The 19,617-nt window shown below is 53.1% G+C and carries 15 protein-coding genes and 1 riboswitch; of the genes, 4 read left to right on the top strand and 11 right to left on the bottom strand.

What is annotated here, in order from left to right; translation table 11 throughout:
• Positions 1-166 precede the first annotated feature (166 nt).
• Positions 167-1,117 carry an ABC transporter substrate-binding protein gene (locus tag M655_RS20305; RefSeq protein ID WP_025843967.1) on the top strand — a complete coding sequence of 317 codons (951 nt, stop codon included), beginning with the start codon at positions 167-169 and terminating at the stop codon, positions 1,115-1,117.
• 371 nt (positions 1,118-1,488) lie between these two features.
• Here M655_RS20305 and M655_RS20310 read toward each other — a convergent pair whose 3' ends face one another.
• The 9 genes from M655_RS20310 to M655_RS20350 form a co-directional block, all read right to left on the bottom strand.
• Positions 1,489-2,208, bottom strand: a complete 720-nt coding sequence (locus M655_RS20310) for a YebC/PmpR family DNA-binding transcriptional regulator (RefSeq protein ID WP_025843966.1) — start codon at positions 2,206-2,208, stop codon at positions 1,489-1,491.
• A gap of 331 nt (positions 2,209-2,539) precedes the next feature.
• On the bottom strand, positions 2,540-2,998 hold the full coding sequence (locus tag M655_RS20315; protein WP_005836894.1) for a hypothetical protein: 459 nt from the start codon (positions 2,996-2,998) through the stop codon (positions 2,540-2,542).
• A 97-nt stretch (positions 2,999-3,095) separates the two neighbouring features.
• Complete coding sequence (locus tag M655_RS20320; RefSeq protein ID WP_005836896.1) at positions 3,096-3,782, bottom strand: hypothetical protein; 687 nt, start codon at positions 3,780-3,782, stop codon at positions 3,096-3,098.
• Between the two features lie 625 nt (positions 3,783-4,407).
• Complete coding sequence (locus M655_RS20325) at positions 4,408-5,355, bottom strand: metal ABC transporter substrate-binding protein (protein WP_026557709.1); 948 nt, start codon at positions 5,353-5,355, stop codon at positions 4,408-4,410.
• A gap of 12 nt (positions 5,356-5,367) precedes the next feature.
• Entirely contained in the window at positions 5,368-6,228 is an 861-nt protein-coding gene (locus M655_RS20330) for a metal ABC transporter permease (RefSeq protein WP_005829610.1), read from the bottom strand.
• The gene (locus M655_RS20335; RefSeq protein ID WP_005829612.1) at positions 6,228-6,971 is read right to left on the bottom strand and encodes a metal ABC transporter ATP-binding protein; all 744 of its coding nucleotides are present in this window, start codon (positions 6,969-6,971) and stop codon (positions 6,228-6,230) included. The genes M655_RS20330 and M655_RS20335 overlap by 1 nt, the downstream gene beginning before the upstream one ends.
• Positions 6,972-7,332: 361 nt before the next feature.
• Positions 7,333-8,772, bottom strand: coding sequence for an NAD-dependent succinate-semialdehyde dehydrogenase (locus M655_RS20340; RefSeq protein ID WP_026557708.1), 1,440 nt, complete (start codon positions 8,770-8,772; stop codon positions 7,333-7,335).
• On the bottom strand, positions 8,769-10,151 hold the full coding sequence (locus M655_RS20345; protein WP_026557707.1) for a hypothetical protein: 1,383 nt from the start codon (positions 10,149-10,151) through the stop codon (positions 8,769-8,771). Before M655_RS20345 ends, M655_RS20340 begins: the two co-directional genes overlap by 4 nt.
• A gap of 14 nt (positions 10,152-10,165) precedes the next feature.
• A complete protein-coding gene (locus M655_RS20350) occupies positions 10,166-11,311 on the bottom strand; it encodes an iron-containing alcohol dehydrogenase (RefSeq protein ID WP_005829618.1) in 1,146 nt (381 codons plus the stop codon).
• A gap of 458 nt (positions 11,312-11,769) precedes the next feature.
• Positions 11,770-11,870: riboswitch (glycine riboswitch) on the top strand.
• 308 nt (positions 11,871-12,178) lie between these two features.
• Here M655_RS20350 and M655_RS20355 point away from each other — a divergent pair.
• Positions 12,179-13,549 (top strand): amino acid permease, encoded by a 1,371-nt coding sequence (locus M655_RS20355; protein WP_005829620.1) that lies wholly within the window; start codon positions 12,179-12,181, stop codon positions 13,547-13,549.
• Positions 13,550-13,645: 96 nt separating this feature from the next.
• Here M655_RS20355 and M655_RS20360 read toward each other — a convergent pair whose 3' ends face one another.
• Positions 13,646-15,247: a sigma-54 interaction domain-containing protein gene (locus tag M655_RS20360; RefSeq protein ID WP_005829622.1), complete on the bottom strand. Its 1,602-nt coding sequence runs from the start codon at positions 15,245-15,247 to the stop codon at positions 13,646-13,648.
• Positions 15,248-15,302: 55 nt separating this feature from the next.
• Positions 15,303-15,629 carry a hypothetical protein gene (locus tag M655_RS20365; RefSeq protein ID WP_005829624.1) on the bottom strand — a complete coding sequence of 109 codons (327 nt, stop codon included), beginning with the start codon at positions 15,627-15,629 and terminating at the stop codon, positions 15,303-15,305.
• A 105-nt stretch (positions 15,630-15,734) separates the two neighbouring features.
• Between M655_RS20365 and M655_RS20370 the strand changes: the two genes are divergently transcribed.
• Positions 15,735-18,677: a response regulator gene (locus M655_RS20370; RefSeq protein ID WP_026557706.1), complete on the top strand. Its 2,943-nt coding sequence runs from the start codon at positions 15,735-15,737 to the stop codon at positions 18,675-18,677.
• 146 nt (positions 18,678-18,823) lie between these two features.
• Positions 18,824-19,543 carry a response regulator transcription factor gene (locus M655_RS20375; RefSeq protein ID WP_005829628.1) on the top strand — a complete coding sequence of 240 codons (720 nt, stop codon included), beginning with the start codon at positions 18,824-18,826 and terminating at the stop codon, positions 19,541-19,543.
• The last annotated feature ends 74 nt before the right edge of the window (positions 19,544-19,617 follow it).

A 19,617-nucleotide genomic window follows, 5' to 3' on the forward strand; every position in this document is an offset into this window, starting at 1 on the left:
CGAACAGACAACAGGCAAACACCTCGTCACCGATGCATGGGATACGGGAGAATGTCTGAAAAAGTTCAGGAATGAAGCAGTCCGTCCTCATTCGGGTACCCTATAATTTACTGTGACGGCTTCTCTTGCAAAAAACAGACCAAGGTATGATCGGAGTGACGTAAAGATGTATAAAAAGCTACTGGCCATCCCTGTAACGGCTGTGTTTCTGTTGCTGGCAGCATGCGGTGCGAACGGGCCAGGAGGGCAAGCCGCAGGCGATCCTGCCGCAAAACCGACACGTTCTATCCAGTATTTGGGCAACACATATAAAATCCCGGCGCGAACGAAGCAAATCGCCTTCGTCGAATCCCGCAGCAGCTTTGAAGATGCGCTTTTGACCGGCATCCCCCCGTTTGCCGCTACCGTAGAAAAAAGCGGTGCGTTCCCACAGGAATACGCCGCGATTACGCAAAATACGCAAAAGCTCCCCGCGGACATCGCGGACCACGTCGGCGACCTTGCCGCTTTGGGGCCGGATACGATCCTGACCTCCGACAAGACGTCCGAGGAAAAGCGCAGCAAGCTGGAAAGCGCAGCGTCGGTCATTCCCATCTCCTCGAATGGAGCGCATTGGGAAGACAACCTGCGGCTGCTTGCCGAGGTGCGCGGCAAAGACGCCAACGTCGATGCCATCGTGAGCAAGGTCCGGACGAATACGGAAAAAACGCGCGACAAGCTGGCTCCGCTCAAGGACAAAATCGTGCTGACCGCATGGTTTCACGAAGGCGCTTTTCTCGTCTATCCGAAAAACGAGCGGTACAACTATTTGCTCTATACCGATCTCGGGCTGGCGACCCCAAGCGTTGTAGAGCAAGCAAAAGAACCCGTGCCGCTTTCCCTCGCAGAGCTGGCACAGGCAGACCCGGATTATTTGTTCGTGATGGTCGACAAAAGCAGCGATCCCGACGCCGCCAAATCGTTCGAGCAGTTGAAGCAGCAGCCTGAATGGAGCAATCTGCGCGTGGTCCAAAGCGGCCAGGTGTACGAAAATGCCGTCAACCCCGGATTGGCCGGAGGCACGGCCTACAGCAACCAGTCGTTTTTGAACGCGCTGTCCGCGCGGCTGTTGAAATAAGTGTTTTACGGTTGGAGCATTTCGCGCGTATAAAAGCTGTAAATCGGATCATACTATATTCATCGAGCTCGGTGGTGTGTTTTCAAACAGGCTGTAGTCTTCTACGGAGGCGATGTGCCATGGATGATTTACACGATCACCTAGTGAGTAAAGGAAAACCGCAACACTGCTAACAGCTTCTAACTTCATACTGGAGGTAGATGCGTCGCACGTGATGATCGGTAACACCTCAAAACTAGCGAGCTCGATATATGCCGTCTCCTTTTAGGAGGCGGTTTTATTGTATAACGAACCCCCCCAGTTCGACTGGGGGGGTTCGTTATACAATAAGACCTTCGCCACCAATGCGGCAAAGGTCTTTCTCTCGTTGATTATTCGCCGAGATCGACGTTGTGGTACACTTGCTGCACATCGTCCAAATCTTCGAGGGCGTCGATCATTTTTTCAAACTGGGCTTGCGCCTCTTCGGAAAGCGTCACTTCGTTTTGCGCGAGCATGGTCAGCTCGGCGACAGTGAACTCGGTGATGCCTGCTTTTTTGAACGCTTCCTGCACGGCATGGTACTGCTCCGGCTCAGCGTAGACGATGACGGCTCCGTCTTCTTCCAAAATGTCGCGGACGTCTACTTCTGCTTCCATCAAAATTTCGAGCACTTCCTCGGCTGTTTTGCCTTCGAGGCCAAATACGGCCGTCGGGTCGAACATGTAGGCAACCGAGCCTGTCACACCCATGTTTCCGCCGTTTTTGTTGAAGGCGGCGCGCACTTCAGACGCGGTGCGGTTTACGTTGTTGGTCAGGGCGTCCACGATGACCATGGAGCCGTTTGGCCCGAAGCCTTCGTAGCGCAGTTCGCTGTAGTTTTCTTCGGATCCGCCCTTCGCTTTTTCAATCGCGCGGTCGATAATGGCTTTCGGTACGCTGTATGTTTTGGCACGCTCCAGGACGACCTTCAGAGCGCGGTTCGACTCTGGGTCCGGCTCGCCTTGCTTGGCCGCTACATAAATTTCTTTGCCGAACTTGGCATATATACGACTGGTGCTGGCATCCTTCGAAGCTTTTTTCTCTTTGATATTGTTCCACTTACGACCCATAAATTCCCACTCTCTTTCAACGTCACAGATTGATTGCTTGCAAGACTCCGTAGTCCAATTTCACACTCAACTATTATACCTCAATCTTGTGTTTTTTTACGAGACAATCCTTGTGAAAAAACGTACACGTCGTTTCGGGTGGCTTTTCCTTTCCCTGGCTCTACTTGTTGCTACTGGCTCCTCACTCTGGTCATGATTTTGGTCATAGCCCCGTCAAGTAGATGGCATAAAAAATCCCTTCCGGTCAACAGTGTTCCTCTCATGATACCATGAGGGCTTTTCTCACTGTCTGCCGTAAGGGGATAATACCACTGGTCGAAGACGCGACTTCTCACTCAAAATTCCCCGTTCGAATAATAGCATCTTCCAGAATGAATCTTTTCACTTCTGATTCAAAATAGGCGTAGATCAGAGGGGCAGTCCCCTTCTCTTTTTTTACATAACGAACACTCATTTCTCCATCAAATTGTTGAGAAATGGCAAATTTCGTTTCTGCTCCTCCTGCTGTCTGTCCGATGTATGTGACAACTTCTTCATCACTCCAGCTTTTGGGTACAAGCTCCAAATATCGATTATCGGTAAAAATGGTAAGTGTCACCGGATATTCCGGAATTTCTCCTGCCATTTGAATTCCTATTTCAATCTCATCCCCCTTTTCTATTTTTGTGATACTTATTTGTATTTGATCTAACAAAGCTGTCGCGCGTTTTAGCTGTAAGATATCTAAAGCAAGCAATCCCCCTAAAGCAAGTGCTAGGATAACGAATGCGCTCCAAATGAGTTTTTTCAACCAATCTCCTCCTCATTCTTGTTCTGGAACCACTATTTCTACTTGTTTGAAAATGGCGGTTAGACATAGATTCTGCCTAGCCGCCACATTTCCTTGCTTAGTCAACAATCTCGATATCATAAGATGATTTTTTTGTAATTTGTGTGTACTCATGCAACAACAAAGAATAATAGTTGTACAGAGAACGGTACTTGAAGTAACCACTAAAATTGATTTTCGCTGTGCCTGTATCAATCGATGGTGCTGTATCCATAAAATATCGAACTGCAAAACCTGGAGTCCTGCCTGGGTTTTTATCAAAATCGCGTTCGTCTAAGTAACCAGATGGGAAATAGTTTTCGTTCCATTTAAACTCATACAACAAGTTGTCTGTACCATTACCAGAAATGTGTACCGAACTGGCTTCTACCGGGATGTTCACTACTCCAATTTGTGTTCCAAACCACATAGGGACACTAAATTCTTCTTTTGAATCGTTAATTGGATCCACTGTATTAAAGACCACTGGTTCATCCGATTCAATTCGAAGACGGAAGTTCACTATATCGTGGCTTCCCGTATAATCAACCCCCTCTTCCTCTAGCATGTCCTCAATATCTTCAATCTCTGTTCCCCATCGAAAACTAAAGTTATTACCAGCATCAGTTTCGGTCGTAAGAGGTCCTTGAATTCGGTATCGCCAACCTTTTCCTGTTCCGCCCTGAATTTTTTGGTAGTAATCATCTTCATCTTCAGCATATGCAGTAAGTTTTTGACGGCCATTGTTTTCTTTAACTTTTTTCATCTTGATAGTTTTTCGATCTGCTTTCTCTTTGTTTTTCTTCGTTTTTTTACCTTCTCCATCAAAGATGTACGTTTTGCTTGAACTAGGCTCATCATCATTTTTCTTTTTATATTCAAAAATATTTATTTTTGCTTCGTAGTCTTTACTCGCCTTTTTTTCGACAATTGTGAACGCTCACCAAAATGTTGACCACTTTGCTCATCATAAAGTTACCCACCTGACAGTTTGAGCACACGTCATCATTTTCACACCTAATTGCAAATGTTTTTACTGAGCCAAGGATCGTCAAGGGCTTGCGTAGCAAGGGGTTTACCCTTTATCCTTGACGATCCTTGGTGCAGGAAATAAAATGCTACTTTGTGTGAAAAAAAGCATCGTAGGTGGTCAACTCGAAGATGAGCGTTTGCTCCAAAAATGGTCAACTTTTTGATTAGCATTCACACACATAGGAATCTTATCAGTAAAGAGAGCATTTAGACCAAACCAATTCACTATTCCACAAAGGTATTGCGTGAACAAATACATGTACCGGTAAAGGATAGCCTCCATTAGCATAGGGAAATCAGTTTTTTTCCTCCAACAAAAACACAGTTCCCCACCAGGAGAACTGTGCATGCTTTGCTGTCTATTTTTTTGTCAACCCTTCGTAAATCGTCTTGATGTTCCACTCCATCATCTTGATGTACGTATCGCCGTCCTCGCCTGGCTTGCCGAGCGAGTCGGTGAACACTTTGCCGACGATTGGCACGCCGGTTTCGCGCGAGACCATTTCCATGCTGCGCGGGTCGATGCTCGTTTCGACGAACAGCGCCGGGATTTTTTTCTCGCGGATCAGGTCGACTACCTGGCTGACCTGCTCAGGCGTTCCCTGGTTTTCCGAGTTGATTTCCCAAATGTAGGCGGCGTCGAAATCGTACGCCTCGCAGAAATATTTAAACGCTCCTTCGCTCGTGACGAGGACGCGCTGCTCGCGCGGGATTTGGCCGTATTGCTTGACGGCTTCGTCATGCAGGGCGCGCAGCTTCTCGATGTACGCCGTTGCGTTTTTCTCGTACGTTTCCTTGTGCGCCGGGTCGATTTTGATGAGGGCGTCGCGTGCGTTTTCCGCGTACTTGATGCCGTTGCGAACGTCCAGCCATGCGTGCGGGTCTTCTTCGCTTTCTTTGCCTTTGGTGGTCAAATGCTTGGCGGCTACCCCTTCGCTCAGGCGGAACACGAGTGCATCCGGGCCGGACTTGCCTGCCGTTTGCATCAGCTTTTCAAACCACGAGTTTCCTGCTTCCAGGTTCAGGCCGTTGTAGAACACGGCATCGGCATCCGTTGTTTTTTGCACGTCTGCTGGCAGCGGATCGTATTCGTGCGGGTTGGAGCCGACGGGAGCCAGGCTGTGGATCTCGACGCGATCTCCCCCTACGTTTTTCACGATGTCGTACAAAATCGAGTACGTCGTCACGACTTGCAGTTTGTCGTCGCCGGATTTTCCGGGCTCGGCCGAGTTGTTTTGCGGAGCGCCGCACGCAGCGAGCAGGACGGTTGAGATGAGAAAGACGAGAAACAGGTTCCATTTTTTCATGCGAATTCTCCTTTACTTTGAAAGCTCGACTCTTTTTTGCCGGGCTCGAATTGATTTCCAGACAACCCCGTGCTTGCGGGAGAACAGAAAGGCTAGCAGGAACAGCGCGGTTGCCACCATCACAATCGTCGCGCCCGAAGCCAGATTGTAGGTAAAGCTGAAGTACAAACCGACGATGGCGGAGATGACACCGAAGCCGGCAGCCAGGAAAATCATCACCGACAGGCGATCCGTCAACAAGTACGCGGTAGCGGCCGGAGTAATCAGCATGGCGACTACGAGCACGATGCCCACCGTTTGCAGAGACGCTACCGTCACCATCGTCAGCAAGGTCATCAGCAAGTAGTGGATGAGATTGTTGCGCAGACCGTAGGCGGCCGCAATCGTCGGGTCAAACGACGTCAGCAGCAGCTCCTTGAAGAACGCGTAGACGGTCACGATGACGATCAGACCGATGCCGACGGTCACCCACATGTCGGACGGCCGGACGGCGAGCACGTTCCCGAACAGGATGTGGTACAGGTCCGTACTGCTTTTCAGCATCGTAATCATGATGATCCCCAGGGCAAAAGCCGAGGTGAACAAAATGCCGATGGCCGTGTCGTTCTTGATCCGGCTGTTCTGGCTGACGTAGCCGATTCCGACCGCCGTCAGGACGCCAGTGGCGACTGCTCCCAGGAAAAAATTGATCCCGAAAGCATAAGAGAGAGCAACCCCCGGCAAAACCGCGTGGGAGATCGCGTCCCCCATCAGCGACATGCCGCGCAAAATAATGAAGCTGCCGATGACGCCGCAGATGATGCCCACTACTACAGAAGTAAACAAAGCTTTTTGCAAAAATTCATACTGTCCAATTGCTTGTAAAAAATCCATCACGCCGTTACCTCTACCTTCTCGAGAAATTGAAGTTGATGCGCGTATGCTTTCGCCATGACCTCTCGATTCAGGACTTCATCGACTGTTCCGAACTTGATAAGCTCTTTGTTCAAAAGCAGCAGTTGATCGAAGTAAGCATTCGCCTTGCTCAAGTCGTGGTGGACGACCACGATTGTTTTGTCTTGAAGCTGCAACTCCTTCAAAATCCGGATGATCGTCTCCTCGCTGGCGACGTCGATCCCGACAAACGGCTCGTCCAGAAGGAGCAACTCCGGCTTTTGCGCCAGTGCCCGAGCCAAAAAAACGCGCTGCTGCTGCCCGCCGGACAACTCGCCAATCTGCCGCTTCGCGAAGTCCTCCAGGCCGACTTTTCGCAGGCATTCCATCGCCCACGCCTTTTCCTTCTTCTTCGGAAATTTGAACAAGCCGACGCTCGGGTACGTTCCGATGAGGACGGTATCCATCACCGTGATCGGAAACGTCCAGTCGATCTGGCTCCGCTGCGGGACGTAGGCGACCTGCTTCCGGACCTCATTCACTTCCTTGCCGTAAAACCGGACGTCTCCCTTGTCTTTGCCGATCAACCCGAGCATGGCCTTAATCATGGTCGATTTCCCCGCGCCATTCGGCCCGATAATGCCCACCATGCTTCCTTGCTCGACAGCAAAGGTTACGTCCCGCACCACCTCGACTCCAAAGTAGGAGACGTGAAGCTCTCTGACTGACACCGCACTATTCATGAGATTCCCTCCAATTAACCAATCGTTCGTGTACGTTCTCGGTTGTTGTTGACCGTTGCTTCCGCTGGACAATTCTTTATGACTGGATCATATATGCTTATACGCAAAATTGTGGTTGTTAACCAATAATATTCACCCTAGCAAAATAATATGCTTGTGTATAAAAATGTTTCCCTAACGCAAAATTTAAAGGATATTTATCCTGCTGTCAATCCTCATTTTCATTTTCCGCCCAGGAAAACGGGTTTCGCGCCGCCGTTTTCCTGCCCAGAGCCGCCACAGAACCGCGCCAGAATATAGAAAAAGCACAGCCCGCATCAATCGAGCTGTGCTTCTTTTTATTCACTTCGTTCCGCTTTTGTTACACCAGTTGCAGCGAAATATACTTCACTTCCAAATACTCCTCGATGCCGTGGTGGCTGCCTTCCCGGCCAAGCCCGCTTTCCTTCATGCCGCCAAACGGCGCTTGCGCGACAGATGGCGCCCCATCGTTCACCCCGACAATACCGTATTCCAGGCTTTCCGAAAACGTGAACGCCCGCGCCAGCGACTGCGTGAAGACGTATGCCGCCAACCCGTACGGCGTCGCATTCGCCCGCCGGATGACTTCCTCATCGTCGGAAAACGTGCTGACAGGCGCGATCGGCCCGAACGTTTCCTCCTGCATGCACACCATCTCATCGGTTACATCCGAGAGCACGACCGGCTTCATGAAGTAGCCAGTGGCTCCCGCGAGAACCGGGCTGCCGTGGAGCGTCGCCCCTTTGCCCACGGCGTCGTCAATTTGCTGCTGGACTTTTTGTACGGCTCGCTCGTCAATCAACGGCCCGATCTCGACGTCGTCTTCTGTTCCCTGGCCTACGCGGAGCGCGGACACCGCCTCTGTCAGCTTTTGCAGGAACGGCTCTTTCACAGCTTCATGCACATAGATGCGGTTTGCGCAAATGCACGTTTGCCCGGCGTTGCGGAATTTGGACTGGACCAGCCCTTTGACCGCCGCGTCGAGATTCGCGTCCTCTGCCACGATAAACGGCGCCAGGCCGCCAAGCTCCAGGGAAATCTTTTTCACGGTATCGGCCGCTTTGCGCATCAGCAGCTTGCCCACCGGAGTCGACCCGGTGAACGTCAGTTTTTTCACGCGCGCATCGTCCATCCAGACATCGACGACTTCCGCTGCCTGCGAAGTCGTCACGATGTTGATGACGCCTGGCGGAATCCCCGCCTCGTGGGCGCACTCCGCCAAAAGCAGCGCGGTCAACGGCGTCTGTTCGGCTGGCTTCGTCACCGTCGTGCAGCCTGCCGCGAGCGCTGGCGCGATTTTTCGCGCAATCATCGCCGCAGGGAAATTCCACGGCGTGACGGCCGCCACGACACCGACTGGCTGCTTCTGCACGAGAATCCGCTTGGAGGCGGCGGAGGCAGGAATCGTCTCGCCGTAAATCCGCTTTGCTTCCTCGGCGTACCATTTGATGTAGCTGTTCGCGTACTGCACCTCGCCTCGTGCTTCTGCGAGCGGCTTGCCCTGTTCCAGCGTCATGACGTACGCGATCTCGTCCAGGCGGGCTGCGATCGTCTGGTGCCAGCGCTCCAGCAACGCCGCGCGCTCATAGGCGGTCGTTTTCGACCAACTGGGAAAAGCGGCTTGCGCAGCGTCGACCGCCTGCCGCGCTTCTTTCGCGGAAGCGTCCGGCACGCTGCCGATGATTTCCAATGTCGCGGGATTTTGCACCGCGACGCGTGCCGCAAGCGTCACCCACTCTCCGTTCACGTACATGCCTTTGTTCCATTCTTGTTGTTTCACGCTGCCTTTTCCTCCTTTTCATTTGCCGTGAACAATTTCTCTTTTTCACCGCGCAACCAATCTTTTCCATATAATAAGACGCACAGCAAAATTCCAGCGCCAAAAGCCATCGCCGCTCCTTTGATGACGAGAATCGCCCCTACGACACCCGCGATGCCCAGGTCGCGCTGGCTGCGCGCCTGCATCACGCCAATCCGCACGCTGACGTAGCCTTGGACGAGCAGCGTCAGGGCGACGGCGACGCCGAGAATCGGCTGGACCAGACTGACGATCGGCAAAAGCAATAAGCCTGTATTCGTGCCCCAGCGAAACGATCCCGCACCGCCGAAAAACGAGTCCATCGCTTTTTTGCCTTTTTTGAACCGCTCCACCACTACGACCTGCATCGCGGCCCACATCGGCCCGCACATCGTAATGTCCGGCCCGATCAGGCTCATCAGCATGTTGCGTCCGCCAAAAATCATGTGCGCCCGGTCCGGGTTGTAGTCGACTTTTTCATCGAGCCGCACTTGGTCGGACTCGGACAAAAGCGCTTTCGTCTTCAACACGTCGCCAAAGACGACGAGATACGTTGCGAACACAGCCGGAATCGCTGTAATGAAAAAGGAGAGCGACGGCAAGCCCAGCCCGAAGACGGTGTACTGCGACCAGAGCGTGGCGAAGTCCGGCTGGCTGAAGCCCCATTGAATGTCCGGCCACTTCGCTTCCCCGAACAACGGGGCGACGAACACCGCGAGCAAGATCGCAGGCAAAATCCCGAGGTTGCCGAGCAATGCCCACCCTTTCCCTTTTTGTTTCAACCCTTCAAAATGTTTGGAAAAAACGAGATAAAAGCAAAAGCCGATACAAATGACAATCGTGTACGGGAACAGGTCGAACTTCCCGCCCTTTTCAAAAATCGAGGTAATCGCGCCAATCCCCGCGCCGAGAATAATCCCCGACTTGATCGCATTCGGCACGAAGTTGACTACCCGCTTCGCTAGTCCGGTGACCCCGAGCAAAATGGATAACAGCCCAAGCGTCAACTGAAAGGCGATCAGCGCGTACACCCGCTCCTGCCCTTCCGGAAACTGCTCGACAAACAGCACAATCAGCGGAATCGCCGGCGTAATCCAGCCGGGAATGACCGGATCGCCCAAGAGGTGGTGCAGCAAATACAAAAAGCCATTCAAAATGACAACGGCCAGTCCCACCTCAAACGGCATGCCCAGATGGTCGGCGAGCAGCGTGATCGCGCCGAGGTCGACGGCGCACATCAACAGTCCTTGCAAATAATCGGGCCATTCAAAGCGATAGTGTACAAACGGCAGCCGGATCTTGAACGGTCCGGCCGGAATGTACGGGGTTTCTTCACCCGCTCTGCGTTGTTTCCACTTCATACGATGTCCCCCTTTTAGTAAGCTGCTCGATAGATGTCTTCGATATCTTTTTTCCGCAAAGCGCGGGGATTGTTTTTCAAAAGGCGGGTTTGCTTCATCGCCTCTTCGGCCATCTCGGCGATCGCGGATTCCGGAATGTTGAACTCGCGCAGCGACTGCGGAATTTCCACGTAACGGCACAGGCGCGTCATCGCTTCAATCGCTTTTTCCGCCGCTTCGTCCAGGTTCAGTCCGGCGACGTTTTCCCCGAGCGCCTGCGCGATCTCCCCGAGCTTTTCCAGGCAGGCGATCTTGTTCGCCCGCATGACGTAAGGCAGCAAGAGCGAATTGCTCACGCCGTGCGCCATGTGGAATCGTCCGCCGAGCGGGTAGGCCAGCGCATGGACAGCGCCTACGCCCGCGTTGCCGAAAGCAAGTCCGGCCATCAGCGACGCGGTAATCATCGCTTCGCGCGACTCGATGTTATCCGGGCACGCGTACGCTTTCGGCAAGTGAACGGCAATCAGTTTCATCGCGCCAATCGCCAGCGCGTCCGTCACCGGGGAGGCGAACTTGGAAATGTAGGCTTCCACCGCATGCACCAACGCGTCCACGCCGCTCGCAGCGGTCACGCTCGGCGGGCACGTAAGCGTCATCACCGGCGAGACGATGGCGACGTCCGGCAGCAGGTAAGGGCTTACAATTCCTTTTTTCACTTGCTCTTTCGTATCCGACAAAATCGAGATGTTCGTCACCTCTGAGCCTGTCCCCGCCGTAGTCGGAATCGCGATCAGCGGCAAGCCCGGCTTTTTCACCAGATTCGTGCCAAAATATTGCTCGATGCTGCCCTCGTTCGTCGCCATGACGGAAGCTGCCTTGGCGATGTCGATTGCGCTGCCGCCGCCGACTGCGATCAGGCCGTCGTAGCCCCCTTCGCGGATCATCTGCACACACAAGTCGACGATCTCGATTTCCGGCTCGGGGTTCACGTCCGAGAAGACGCCCGCCTCCATCGGCAAAAGCGCTTCCACCTGCGCGACTACCCCGGCCTGAATGAGAATTTTGTCCGTCACAATCATTGGACGCGCCACTTTCAGACGGGCAACCTCCTCGGGCAGCAGCGCCAGCGAATCCCGCCCTGTGACCAGTTTGTTTGCAGCGGCAAAAGTAGAAATGTTCATGATGTCACTCTCTCCTTTCTGTATGCCGCTACGTGAAAAGCAACTCCCGTGCCAAGCGGAAAAAAGCGGGTGCCAATTTCGCTCCGCCACCTGCGGGAAAAACGACCTTCCCCCCAACAGCGGCAAGCCTTTTCTCACTTTTTTGTCACATTTTCCGCAGCATAGTTTGTTTCGGCCAAAAGCAACCGTTTACATTCGCTGTTTGATTATAATTCAAATCAAACTTGCGCATTTGATTCATTATCAAATCAAAATCCATACCCTTCCCCTTTCGACACATCCGCTCACCTGGCTAGCGGAAAAAACGACGAATGATTGTCGTTTCCTGCTTGTCATCTGGCCTTCCGTCAATCAAAAATGTTTTATGTTTAAAATAATCTGTTAATTAGGAATTTTCATTTGACAACCTTTTTGGAATATTTTACTATCATAAGAACGCACGCGAATATCTGACGCGGATGAATATTGCGGGAGAGACTAAACTCGCCGTTTAGCACCGAAGGAGCAAATCCTGACCGCTCAGGACAAATCTCTCAGGTAAAAGGACAGAGAAAAGTAGGAACCGGTCTATTTTTCCCGTTCCTTTTTTTGTTGCAGAAAAATAGGAGTGTTGTGCGTTCACCATGAAACAGCCGTTCCATTTGCCTCGAAAAAGGAGGGAAAACTGCCGACAAAACCGCAAATTTTCTGCCTCGCTCAAAAATGAAAGCGTTTTTTTCGATGGAAGTAACTTAATGATGTATTTATGCTGGGTCGCTATGTTAAGATATGAATTATAAAGTTTCATAAACTTTTTGAAAGGTCGGCGGTTGGTTTTTTACCAACAGCCGCAAACGAATCAAACGCATGAGAAATGAGGGGGATCACATGCAACAGCAAAATTTGGCGAGGGGCCTGAAAAACAGGCACGTTCAACTCATCGCGATCGGCGGGGCCATCGGAACGGGATTGTTCCTCGGTGCGGGCAAATCCATTCACCTGGCCGGCCCATCCATCCTGTTTGCTTACTTGATTACTGGGATTATTTGCTTTCTGATTATGCGCTCGCTCGGTGAACTTCTCCTTAGCAACCTGAACTATCATTCCTTCGTTGACTTCGTAAAAGACTACCTCGGCAACATGGCCGCGTTCGTCACAGGCTGGACGTACTGGTTTTGTTGGATTTCGATTGCCATGGCCGACTTGACGGCTGTCGGAATGTACACGCAATACTGGTTCCCTGAGGTTCCGCAATGGATGCCGGGATTGATTGCGCTCGTCATCCTGCTCATCATGAACCTGGCAACGGTCAAGCTTTTCGGCGAAATGGAGTTCTGGTTCGCGCTCATCAAAGTCATCGCGATTCTCGCTTTGATCGCCGTCGGAATCTTCATGATTGTCAAAGGCTTCTCGACAAACTCCGGCGCGTCCAGCTTCAGCAACCTGTGGAGCCACGGCGGCATGTTCCCGAACGGCATCAACGGCTTTTTACTCTCCTTCCAGATGGTCGTGTTCGCCTTTGTCGGCATTGAGCTTGTCGGGCTGACTGCCGGGGAGACAGAAGATCCCGAGCGCGTGATTCCAAAAGCGATCAACAACATCCCGATTCGCGTGCTGCTCTTCTACGTCGGCGCTCTGATCGTCATCATGAGCATCTATCCATGGAACGCCATCATCCCGACCGAAAGCCCGTTCGTTCAAGTGTTTGCAGCTATCGGTATCGCGGCTGCCGCAGGTATCGTCAACTTCGTCGTGCTGACCTCCGCCGCTTCGGCATGCAACAGCGCCATCTTCAGTACAAGCCGTATGCTCTACTCGCTCGGCAAGGAAAATAATGCGCCTGCGTCCATGACCAAGCTGACAACGCGCCAGGTGCCTGCCAATGCCTTGTTCTTCTCGACTGTCGTCGTTCTCATTGCGGTTGTGTTGAACTACATCATGCCAGAAGGCGTCTTCACTCTGATTACGAGCGTTTCGACGGTCTGCTTCCTGTTCATCTGGGGCATTACCGTGATCTGCCACCTGAAGTACCGCAAGACAAGACCGGATCTGGCAAAAACAAACAAGTTCAAAATGCCGCTCTTTCCGTTTGCCAACTACCTGATTCTCGCTTTCCTCGCGTTCATTCTCGTCGTGCTCGCGCTTGCCGAGGATACGCGCGTGGCCTTGTTCATCACTCCGGTCTGGTTCATCATGCTCGTCGTGATTTACAAGCTGCGCAAGGCTAAAGTCGATCAGGTGAAAGTATTGGAAAACTGATCGCCAGCCAAACAAAAAAACACATCCGGCTTCCGATGTGTTTGCATGGCAAGGACAAGCATCCTGCGACTGCACCAGGCATTCGCAGGATGCTTTTTATTTGCTCGCTTCCGGCTCGTTCTCTACGCGCAGTTGCAGCTTTTTCATCTTTTGGACGAGTGCGCTCTGGCTGATGCCGAGCGCTTCTGCCGCCAACCGGGTCGTCTTGTGCGTCTGGATCGCCTTGCCGATCATGCTCCGCTCCAGACGGGCGACCGCTTCGCGCAAAGACGTCGGTTCTGCCTGCGGGAACACTTGCTGGAGAAAGTTCGGCAAATCGCCGACGTCAATCGTATCGTGAAAAGTCGTGACCACCAGCCGCTCGACCAGATTCGCCAGCTCCCTGATATTTCCCGGCCAGCTATAGTTCGTGAGCCACTCGTAGCATTCCAGTGTCATCGTCTTTTCTTCCTTGTATTTCTCATTGAATTTTTCCAGATACGACACCAAGAGCGGGACAATCTCTTCCCGGCGTTCGCGCAGCGGCGGCACCTCGAAGGTGACGATGTTCAGCCGATAGTACAAATCCTCGCGAAACAGCCCCTCGCGCACGAGTGTAGCCAGGTCGCGGTGGGTAGCCGTAATGATCCGCACGTCCACATGGCGGACTTCGGTGGAGCCGACGCGCATGAATTTGCTTTCCTCCACTACTTTCAACAGCTTCACTTGCAGCTCCAGCGGCAAGTCGCCGATCTCGTCCAAAAACAACGTGCCGCGATGGGCGCTCTCCAAAATGCCGATTTTCCCCTGCTTGAGCGCGCCTGTAAACGCCCCCGGCTCGTAGCCGAACAACTCGGCCTCGACCAGATGGCCCGGGATCGCCGCGCAGTTCAGCTCCATGAAAATTTCGTTCGCGCGGCTGCTGCGGGCATGGATGTATTTGGCGATCATGCTCTTCCCCACACCCGTCTCGCCTTGCAGCAAAATTTTCGCATCTGTCTTGGCGACCTTGTCGGCCAGCCGGAACAGCGAGCGCGTCGCAGGTCCGAGCACGACGTCCTCCAGCCCCGTCTGGTCCGGGTGCGGCAAATCGCTGTGCAAAAGCTTCTGGCTGTCCAGCTCGTGCTTGAGGCGAATCAGCTCGGTAATGTCCCGGACGCTGCTGATGACGTACAAAATTTCGCCTGCGGGAGACAGCACAGGGGTGGCAGAGACGATGATCTTGCGGCTGTTGCGGATCGTCTGGATCAGCGTCACCGGCCTTCGCGTGCGAATCGTTTCCAGCGAAGCGGACACCGAAATCATGCCTTGCTTGATGAGATAGCCCATGTGCTGGCCGATGACCTCTTCCTCGCGAATGCCCGTAATGCGCTGGTACGCCTGGTTGACAAACAGCGTGACGCCTGCCCCGTCCGTAATATAGACGCCGTCGTACAGCGCATTGAAAACAATTTGGCAGACCGGGCTTTCAAAAAAAGCGCGAAGCTGCGCCTGCGAGCTGGCCTGCCTCTGGCGGTCCGGCAGGTTCACCTCGGGCACGACGTACTCGACAATCGGGCGCGTCAGTTCCCCGCGATGAATGGCGTGGGCGATCGCTTCCACCGTCAAATAGCCGAGAAACTCCCCCTCTTCGCTGTACACTTCCTGCACTTCATTTTGATCTGGCGAAAAATGCGCGACTGCTTCCTCAACCGTCATCGTAGGACGCAATGAATACATGGGCTACTCTCTCCTGGATGTCATGACCTGATAAATGAACGAAAAGCTTTCTCTATCATTTTACACGCTCCGCCCTCGAATCAAATATCCCTTCGATCGCGATTCCATTTTTACGTTTGAGCAGAAACATAAAAGGAAAATAAGAAATAAGGCTGAAATTCAACGCCCCAAACGTGTACGCCAAGATCGTGCCTGCCAGCGCGAGCAGACTGTCCGGGATACTCGTCGCGGCCGCAGTGCTCGTGTGGTCCACCGCGCGCATCAAAAGCAGGACAACCAGTTGGAAAAGCCCGACCAGCAGGCCGAGAGAAAAGCCGGCCCCTACACACAGCTTGAGATAAGAAGAAATTTTCAAATATTTCACAGTCAACGACGTGTACATGCAAGCCCCCCTTTGCCTTCATCCAATATTTTACACGTCAACCTGAATGGAGTCCTGTCTTTTCTCGAAAGTTTTTGCGATTACATACAAATAGCGAGGTCGCTCATGAAAACTTTTCACGTCAGCCATGCCCGAAAACTGACCATCCTCATCCTGTTAATCATCGTCGTCGCCTTCTCTCTGTCCGGCTACATCATGCGCTCCCAGACCAATCGGATCATGAAAGTCGAGATCGAGAGCAAGCTGACTCTGCAAAGCCAGGCGCTGGCGGAGCGAATGAACGCATTTTTCGCCCAGAAAAGCTTTCTCATCAAGCAGATGAGCACCAACCAGTCGATCGTTCGCTACTTGCAAACCGTCAAAACGCGGGACGATGCGTTTTCCAACCCGTATTACCCGGATGTGGCCGCCGCACTGGACGGCATCCAAAAGCTGGACCGCAACTTGGGACTCGTCTGGATTTCCAGCCAGGCGGGCAACTTCACATTCGGCAACACAGACGAGCTTACGGGGACAGACTGGTCGCTCCAGCAACGCCCGTGGTACCAGGACGCCGTTCGCACAGACGAAGTCGTTTTTTCTGAGCCGTACGAAGATTACTTGACCAAAAAAATGGTCACCAGCGGCACCATGAAGCTGAAAGAGGACGGGAAGCTCTTGGGCTTCGTCGCCATTGATATTTTGCTCGACGACATTCCGGAAATGCTCGGCAGCTATCCCATCGGCGAATCCGGCTATGCCATCCTGCTCTCCAGGGACGGGACGATCATGTATCACCCGAACCCCGCGCTTGTCAGTCGGCAAAAGCTGACGGAGCAGCCCGGGGACATGGGAAAAATCGCCCACAGCATGATCGCGGGCCAAAAAGGGCTGCAACGCATCACCATCGACAACAACAGCTACTACATCGGCTATGCGCCCGTCGCTTCTACAAGCTGGTCCGTCGCAGCGGTTTTGCCTTCGAGCGAAGCTCTCGGCCAGTTGAACTCCGTACAGGAGCTGTCCAGCCTGATTACCGGGCTGTCGACTTTTATTCTGGTCGGCATGCTTTCGCTTTTGCTGCACATTATGCTTCGGGAGCAGCGGCGCATCCAGGCGGAGCTGTTGGCCGCGAAGGAAGAGGCGGAAGAAGCGAGCAAAGCCAAAACCGATTTTCTGGCGCGAATGAGCCACGAAATCCGCACTCCGCTAAACGGGATCATCGGACTGTCGCAACTGATGCAAAAAACGGTCATGACGCTGGTGCAAAAAGATTACCTGGACAAAATTCTCTCTTCCTCGCAGGTGTTGCTGCGGCTCATCAACGAGATTCTCGACTTTTCCAAGATCGAAGCCGGAAAGCTGGAGCTGGAAAAAGCCAGCTTTGACCTCGACGACTTTGTCCGCCGGCTCTCGCACATGCTGAGCATTTACCTTGGGACGAAGCAAATCGAGATCATCGTCGAGCTGCCGCCGAAAATGCTGCCCAAGCTGATCGGGGACCAGCATCGGCTGGAGCAGGTTTTGCTCAACCTGTGCCACAACGCGATCAAATTTACCGAGCAGGGCTACGTCGCCATGCGCGTCACGCTGGTGCAGGAAGACGAAAAGAGCCTGCTTTTGCACTTTGCCGTGGAGGATACGGGCATCGGCATGTCTGCGGAGCAGATGGACAAGCTGTTCGAGCCGTTCACCCAGGCGGACGGCACGACGAGCAGAAAATACGGCGGCACCGGCCTGGGCCTCGTCATTTCGCGCAGCCTCGTGGAAATGATGGGCGCCACTCTCGAAGTCACGAGCACGATTGGCAAAGGAAGCTGCTTCTCCTTTACCCTCGCGTTCGAGCACGCGCCCTGGCAAGAGAACGAAAGCCCCGGCTCGCTGCTTCCTCCCGGCTACGCCAACCAGCGCGTCCTGGTCGTGGAGGACCATGACAAAATGCGGAGCAGCCTGGCGAACATGTTGGTGAGCCTGCGCTTTGCTCCGACCTGCGCCGCCTCGTGGCGAGAGGCGTTTGCGCTGCTGGAAGAGGCGGACGAATCCAACCCGTTTTGCTTTGTCTTCGTCGACATGGAGGCGGAAGACATGTACGGCGTCGAGTCGCTCTGGCGCCTGCACACGCTCGCCGAAGCATGCGAGGCGGCGACCATCGCCATGACGACCGAGTACGGACGCGACGAGCTGGCCTCGCTGGAGGAAGCTGTCCAGCCTGACGCCGTTCTCATCAAGCCGATTAATCGCATGGACGTGACGCGCGCCCTGCTGGGAGCGCAGGAGCATAAAGAACTGCACACCGCCCACGTCGCGGCTCCCGCGCAGAGCGCTTCTTTCGAAAACGTCATGTTTCCCGGACATCGCGGCACCATCATGCTGGCGGAAGACAACGAGATCAACCAGCTCGTGGCTGTCGAATTTTTGCGCCGGGAAGGCTATGCCGTCACGATTGCCAAAAACGGCCTGGAAGTGCTGGAGCTTTTGGACACGAAAAAATGGGATCTGATCCTGATGGACGTCCACATGCCGGAAATGGACGGCTGCGAAGCGACGCTGCGCATTCGCCAGCACAAGCAGTACGCGAGCCTGCCGATCATCGCGATGACGGCGAGCGTCATCAAAGCCGAGCACGACAACTGCTACCGCTCAGGCATGAATGGCGTCATCACGAAGCCGATTCATCTGGGAGAGATGAAAGAAACGTTGAAGCGGGCCATTCCTGTGCCTTGTCTGGATGTGTCGCTCGCGCTGGAGCGGCTGGATGGAAAACTCCCGATCTACACGCAAATTCTCCGGACGTTCACCCGCGAGTACGCGAATTTTGCCGAGCGGCTGCAAAAGACGCTTCGCGCAGGCGATACCGAGGAAGCCCGACGCATGGTGCACACGCTGAGCGGCGTAGCCGGGAATCTCTCTGCCCAGCGATTGCTGCTCGTAGCAAGAAAGGTTGAGAGTCTGCTCTCCCCATCGGCAAACCGGAGCGATTATGAAGAATGTATGAGCGAGTTTGCGTGGCAACTGGACGAAGTATTAGCTCTCGCAACCGAGTGGCTGGAAACTCTGGCGAACTCCTAACAAATTTTTAGCATTTTTCGTGAAATTAGGTCCATTCTCCTCATTTTTTTGCTAAAATATGAGAAAAGTATTAGGAAATCATGAACCATTGCTAGCTCTTTCCCATCTTTATGAATAACTTTCTCCCAGAAAGAGTGAGGAATCTGATGTACAAACTATTGATTATCGAAGACGATCAGATTATGGGTGAAATGCTGGCCATGTATTTAACCGAGGAAGGTTATTCTGTGAAAATAGCAGATCATGGACAAAAAGGTCTGGAGCTGGCCCGATCGTTTGCACCGGATGTCATCCTTCTCGACATGATTCTGCCGGATATGAGCGGTACCCGGTTGTGCGGCGAGCTGCGCAGCTTTTCGCTCGCTCCCATTCTCGTCGTCTCGATGAAGACAGACGTATCCGATCGGGTGGAAGCCTTGCAAGCAGGAGCGGACGATTACATTTGCAAGCCGTTTTCACTGCGAGAGATTTCAGCAAAAATCGGAGCCATAATCAGACGAACTCACCAATACCAACAGCAGGCCGCCTCCGTGGAGAACGCCGAGCAGGCGGATACGACGATCGCTTGCCCGGAAAATACGTTTCTGCTCGACCTGGAGCGCAGGGCGATCTACGTCAACCAGTTCCACGTCGAGACGACTTTTTCCGAATTTGAAATCATGCGCCTGTTCATTACAAACGAAGGCAAGGTGTTCAGCCGAGAGGAGCTGCTCTACGAGCTTCGCGGTTTTGATTCTTTTGTCACAGACCGGGCGATTGACGTCCACATCGCCAACTTGCGCAAAAAAATCGAAGACAATCCGAAAGAACCGAAATACATTCGAACCGTCTGGGGTGTGGGGTATAAATTCGTCTCTAGGAACTAGCAGACAAACGCATGGGATGGTGCTCTTTTTTTGAGATTATTTCACACTCTCCTAATACATAGACAGAAACTTAT

The organism is Brevibacillus sp. NSP2.1, assembly GCF_000470975.2.
GTDB lineage: Bacteria > Bacillota > Bacilli > Brevibacillales > Brevibacillaceae > Brevibacillus > Brevibacillus agri.

Bases quoted from the DNA above. Each gene is read 5' to 3' on its own strand.
- M655_RS20335 (WP_005829612.1), bottom strand. From the start codon at position 6,971: ATGAATAGTGCGGTGTCAGTCAGAGAGCTTCACGTCTCCTACTTTGGA.
- M655_RS20360 (WP_005829622.1), bottom strand. From the start codon at position 15,247: ATGTATTCATTGCGTCCTACGATGACGGTTGAGGAAGCAGTCGCGCAT.
- M655_RS20310 (WP_025843966.1), bottom strand. From the start codon at position 2,208: ATGGGTCGTAAGTGGAACAATATCAAAGAGAAAAAAGCTTCGAAGGAT.
- M655_RS20320 (WP_005836896.1), bottom strand. From the start codon at position 3,782: ATGAAAAAAGTTAAAGAAAACAATGGCCGTCAAAAACTTACTGCATAT.
- M655_RS20330 (WP_005829610.1), bottom strand. From the start codon at position 6,228: ATGGATTTTTTACAAGCAATTGGACAGTATGAATTTTTGCAAAAAGCT.
- M655_RS20350 (WP_005829618.1), bottom strand. From the start codon at position 11,311: ATGAACATTTCTACTTTTGCCGCTGCAAACAAACTGGTCACAGGGCGG.
- M655_RS20305 (WP_025843967.1), top strand. From the start codon at position 167: ATGTATAAAAAGCTACTGGCCATCCCTGTAACGGCTGTGTTTCTGTTG.
- M655_RS20370 (WP_026557706.1), top strand. From the start codon at position 15,735: ATGAAAACTTTTCACGTCAGCCATGCCCGAAAACTGACCATCCTCATC.
- M655_RS20375 (WP_005829628.1), top strand. From the start codon at position 18,824: ATGTACAAACTATTGATTATCGAAGACGATCAGATTATGGGTGAAATG.
- M655_RS20345 (WP_026557707.1), bottom strand. From the start codon at position 10,151: ATGAAGTGGAAACAACGCAGAGCGGGTGAAGAAACCCCGTACATTCCG.
- M655_RS20365 (WP_005829624.1), bottom strand. From the start codon at position 15,629: ATGTACACGTCGTTGACTGTGAAATATTTGAAAATTTCTTCTTATCTC.
- M655_RS20325 (WP_026557709.1), bottom strand. From the start codon at position 5,355: ATGAAAAAATGGAACCTGTTTCTCGTCTTTCTCATCTCAACCGTCCTG.
- M655_RS20355 (WP_005829620.1), top strand. From the start codon at position 12,179: ATGCAACAGCAAAATTTGGCGAGGGGCCTGAAAAACAGGCACGTTCAA.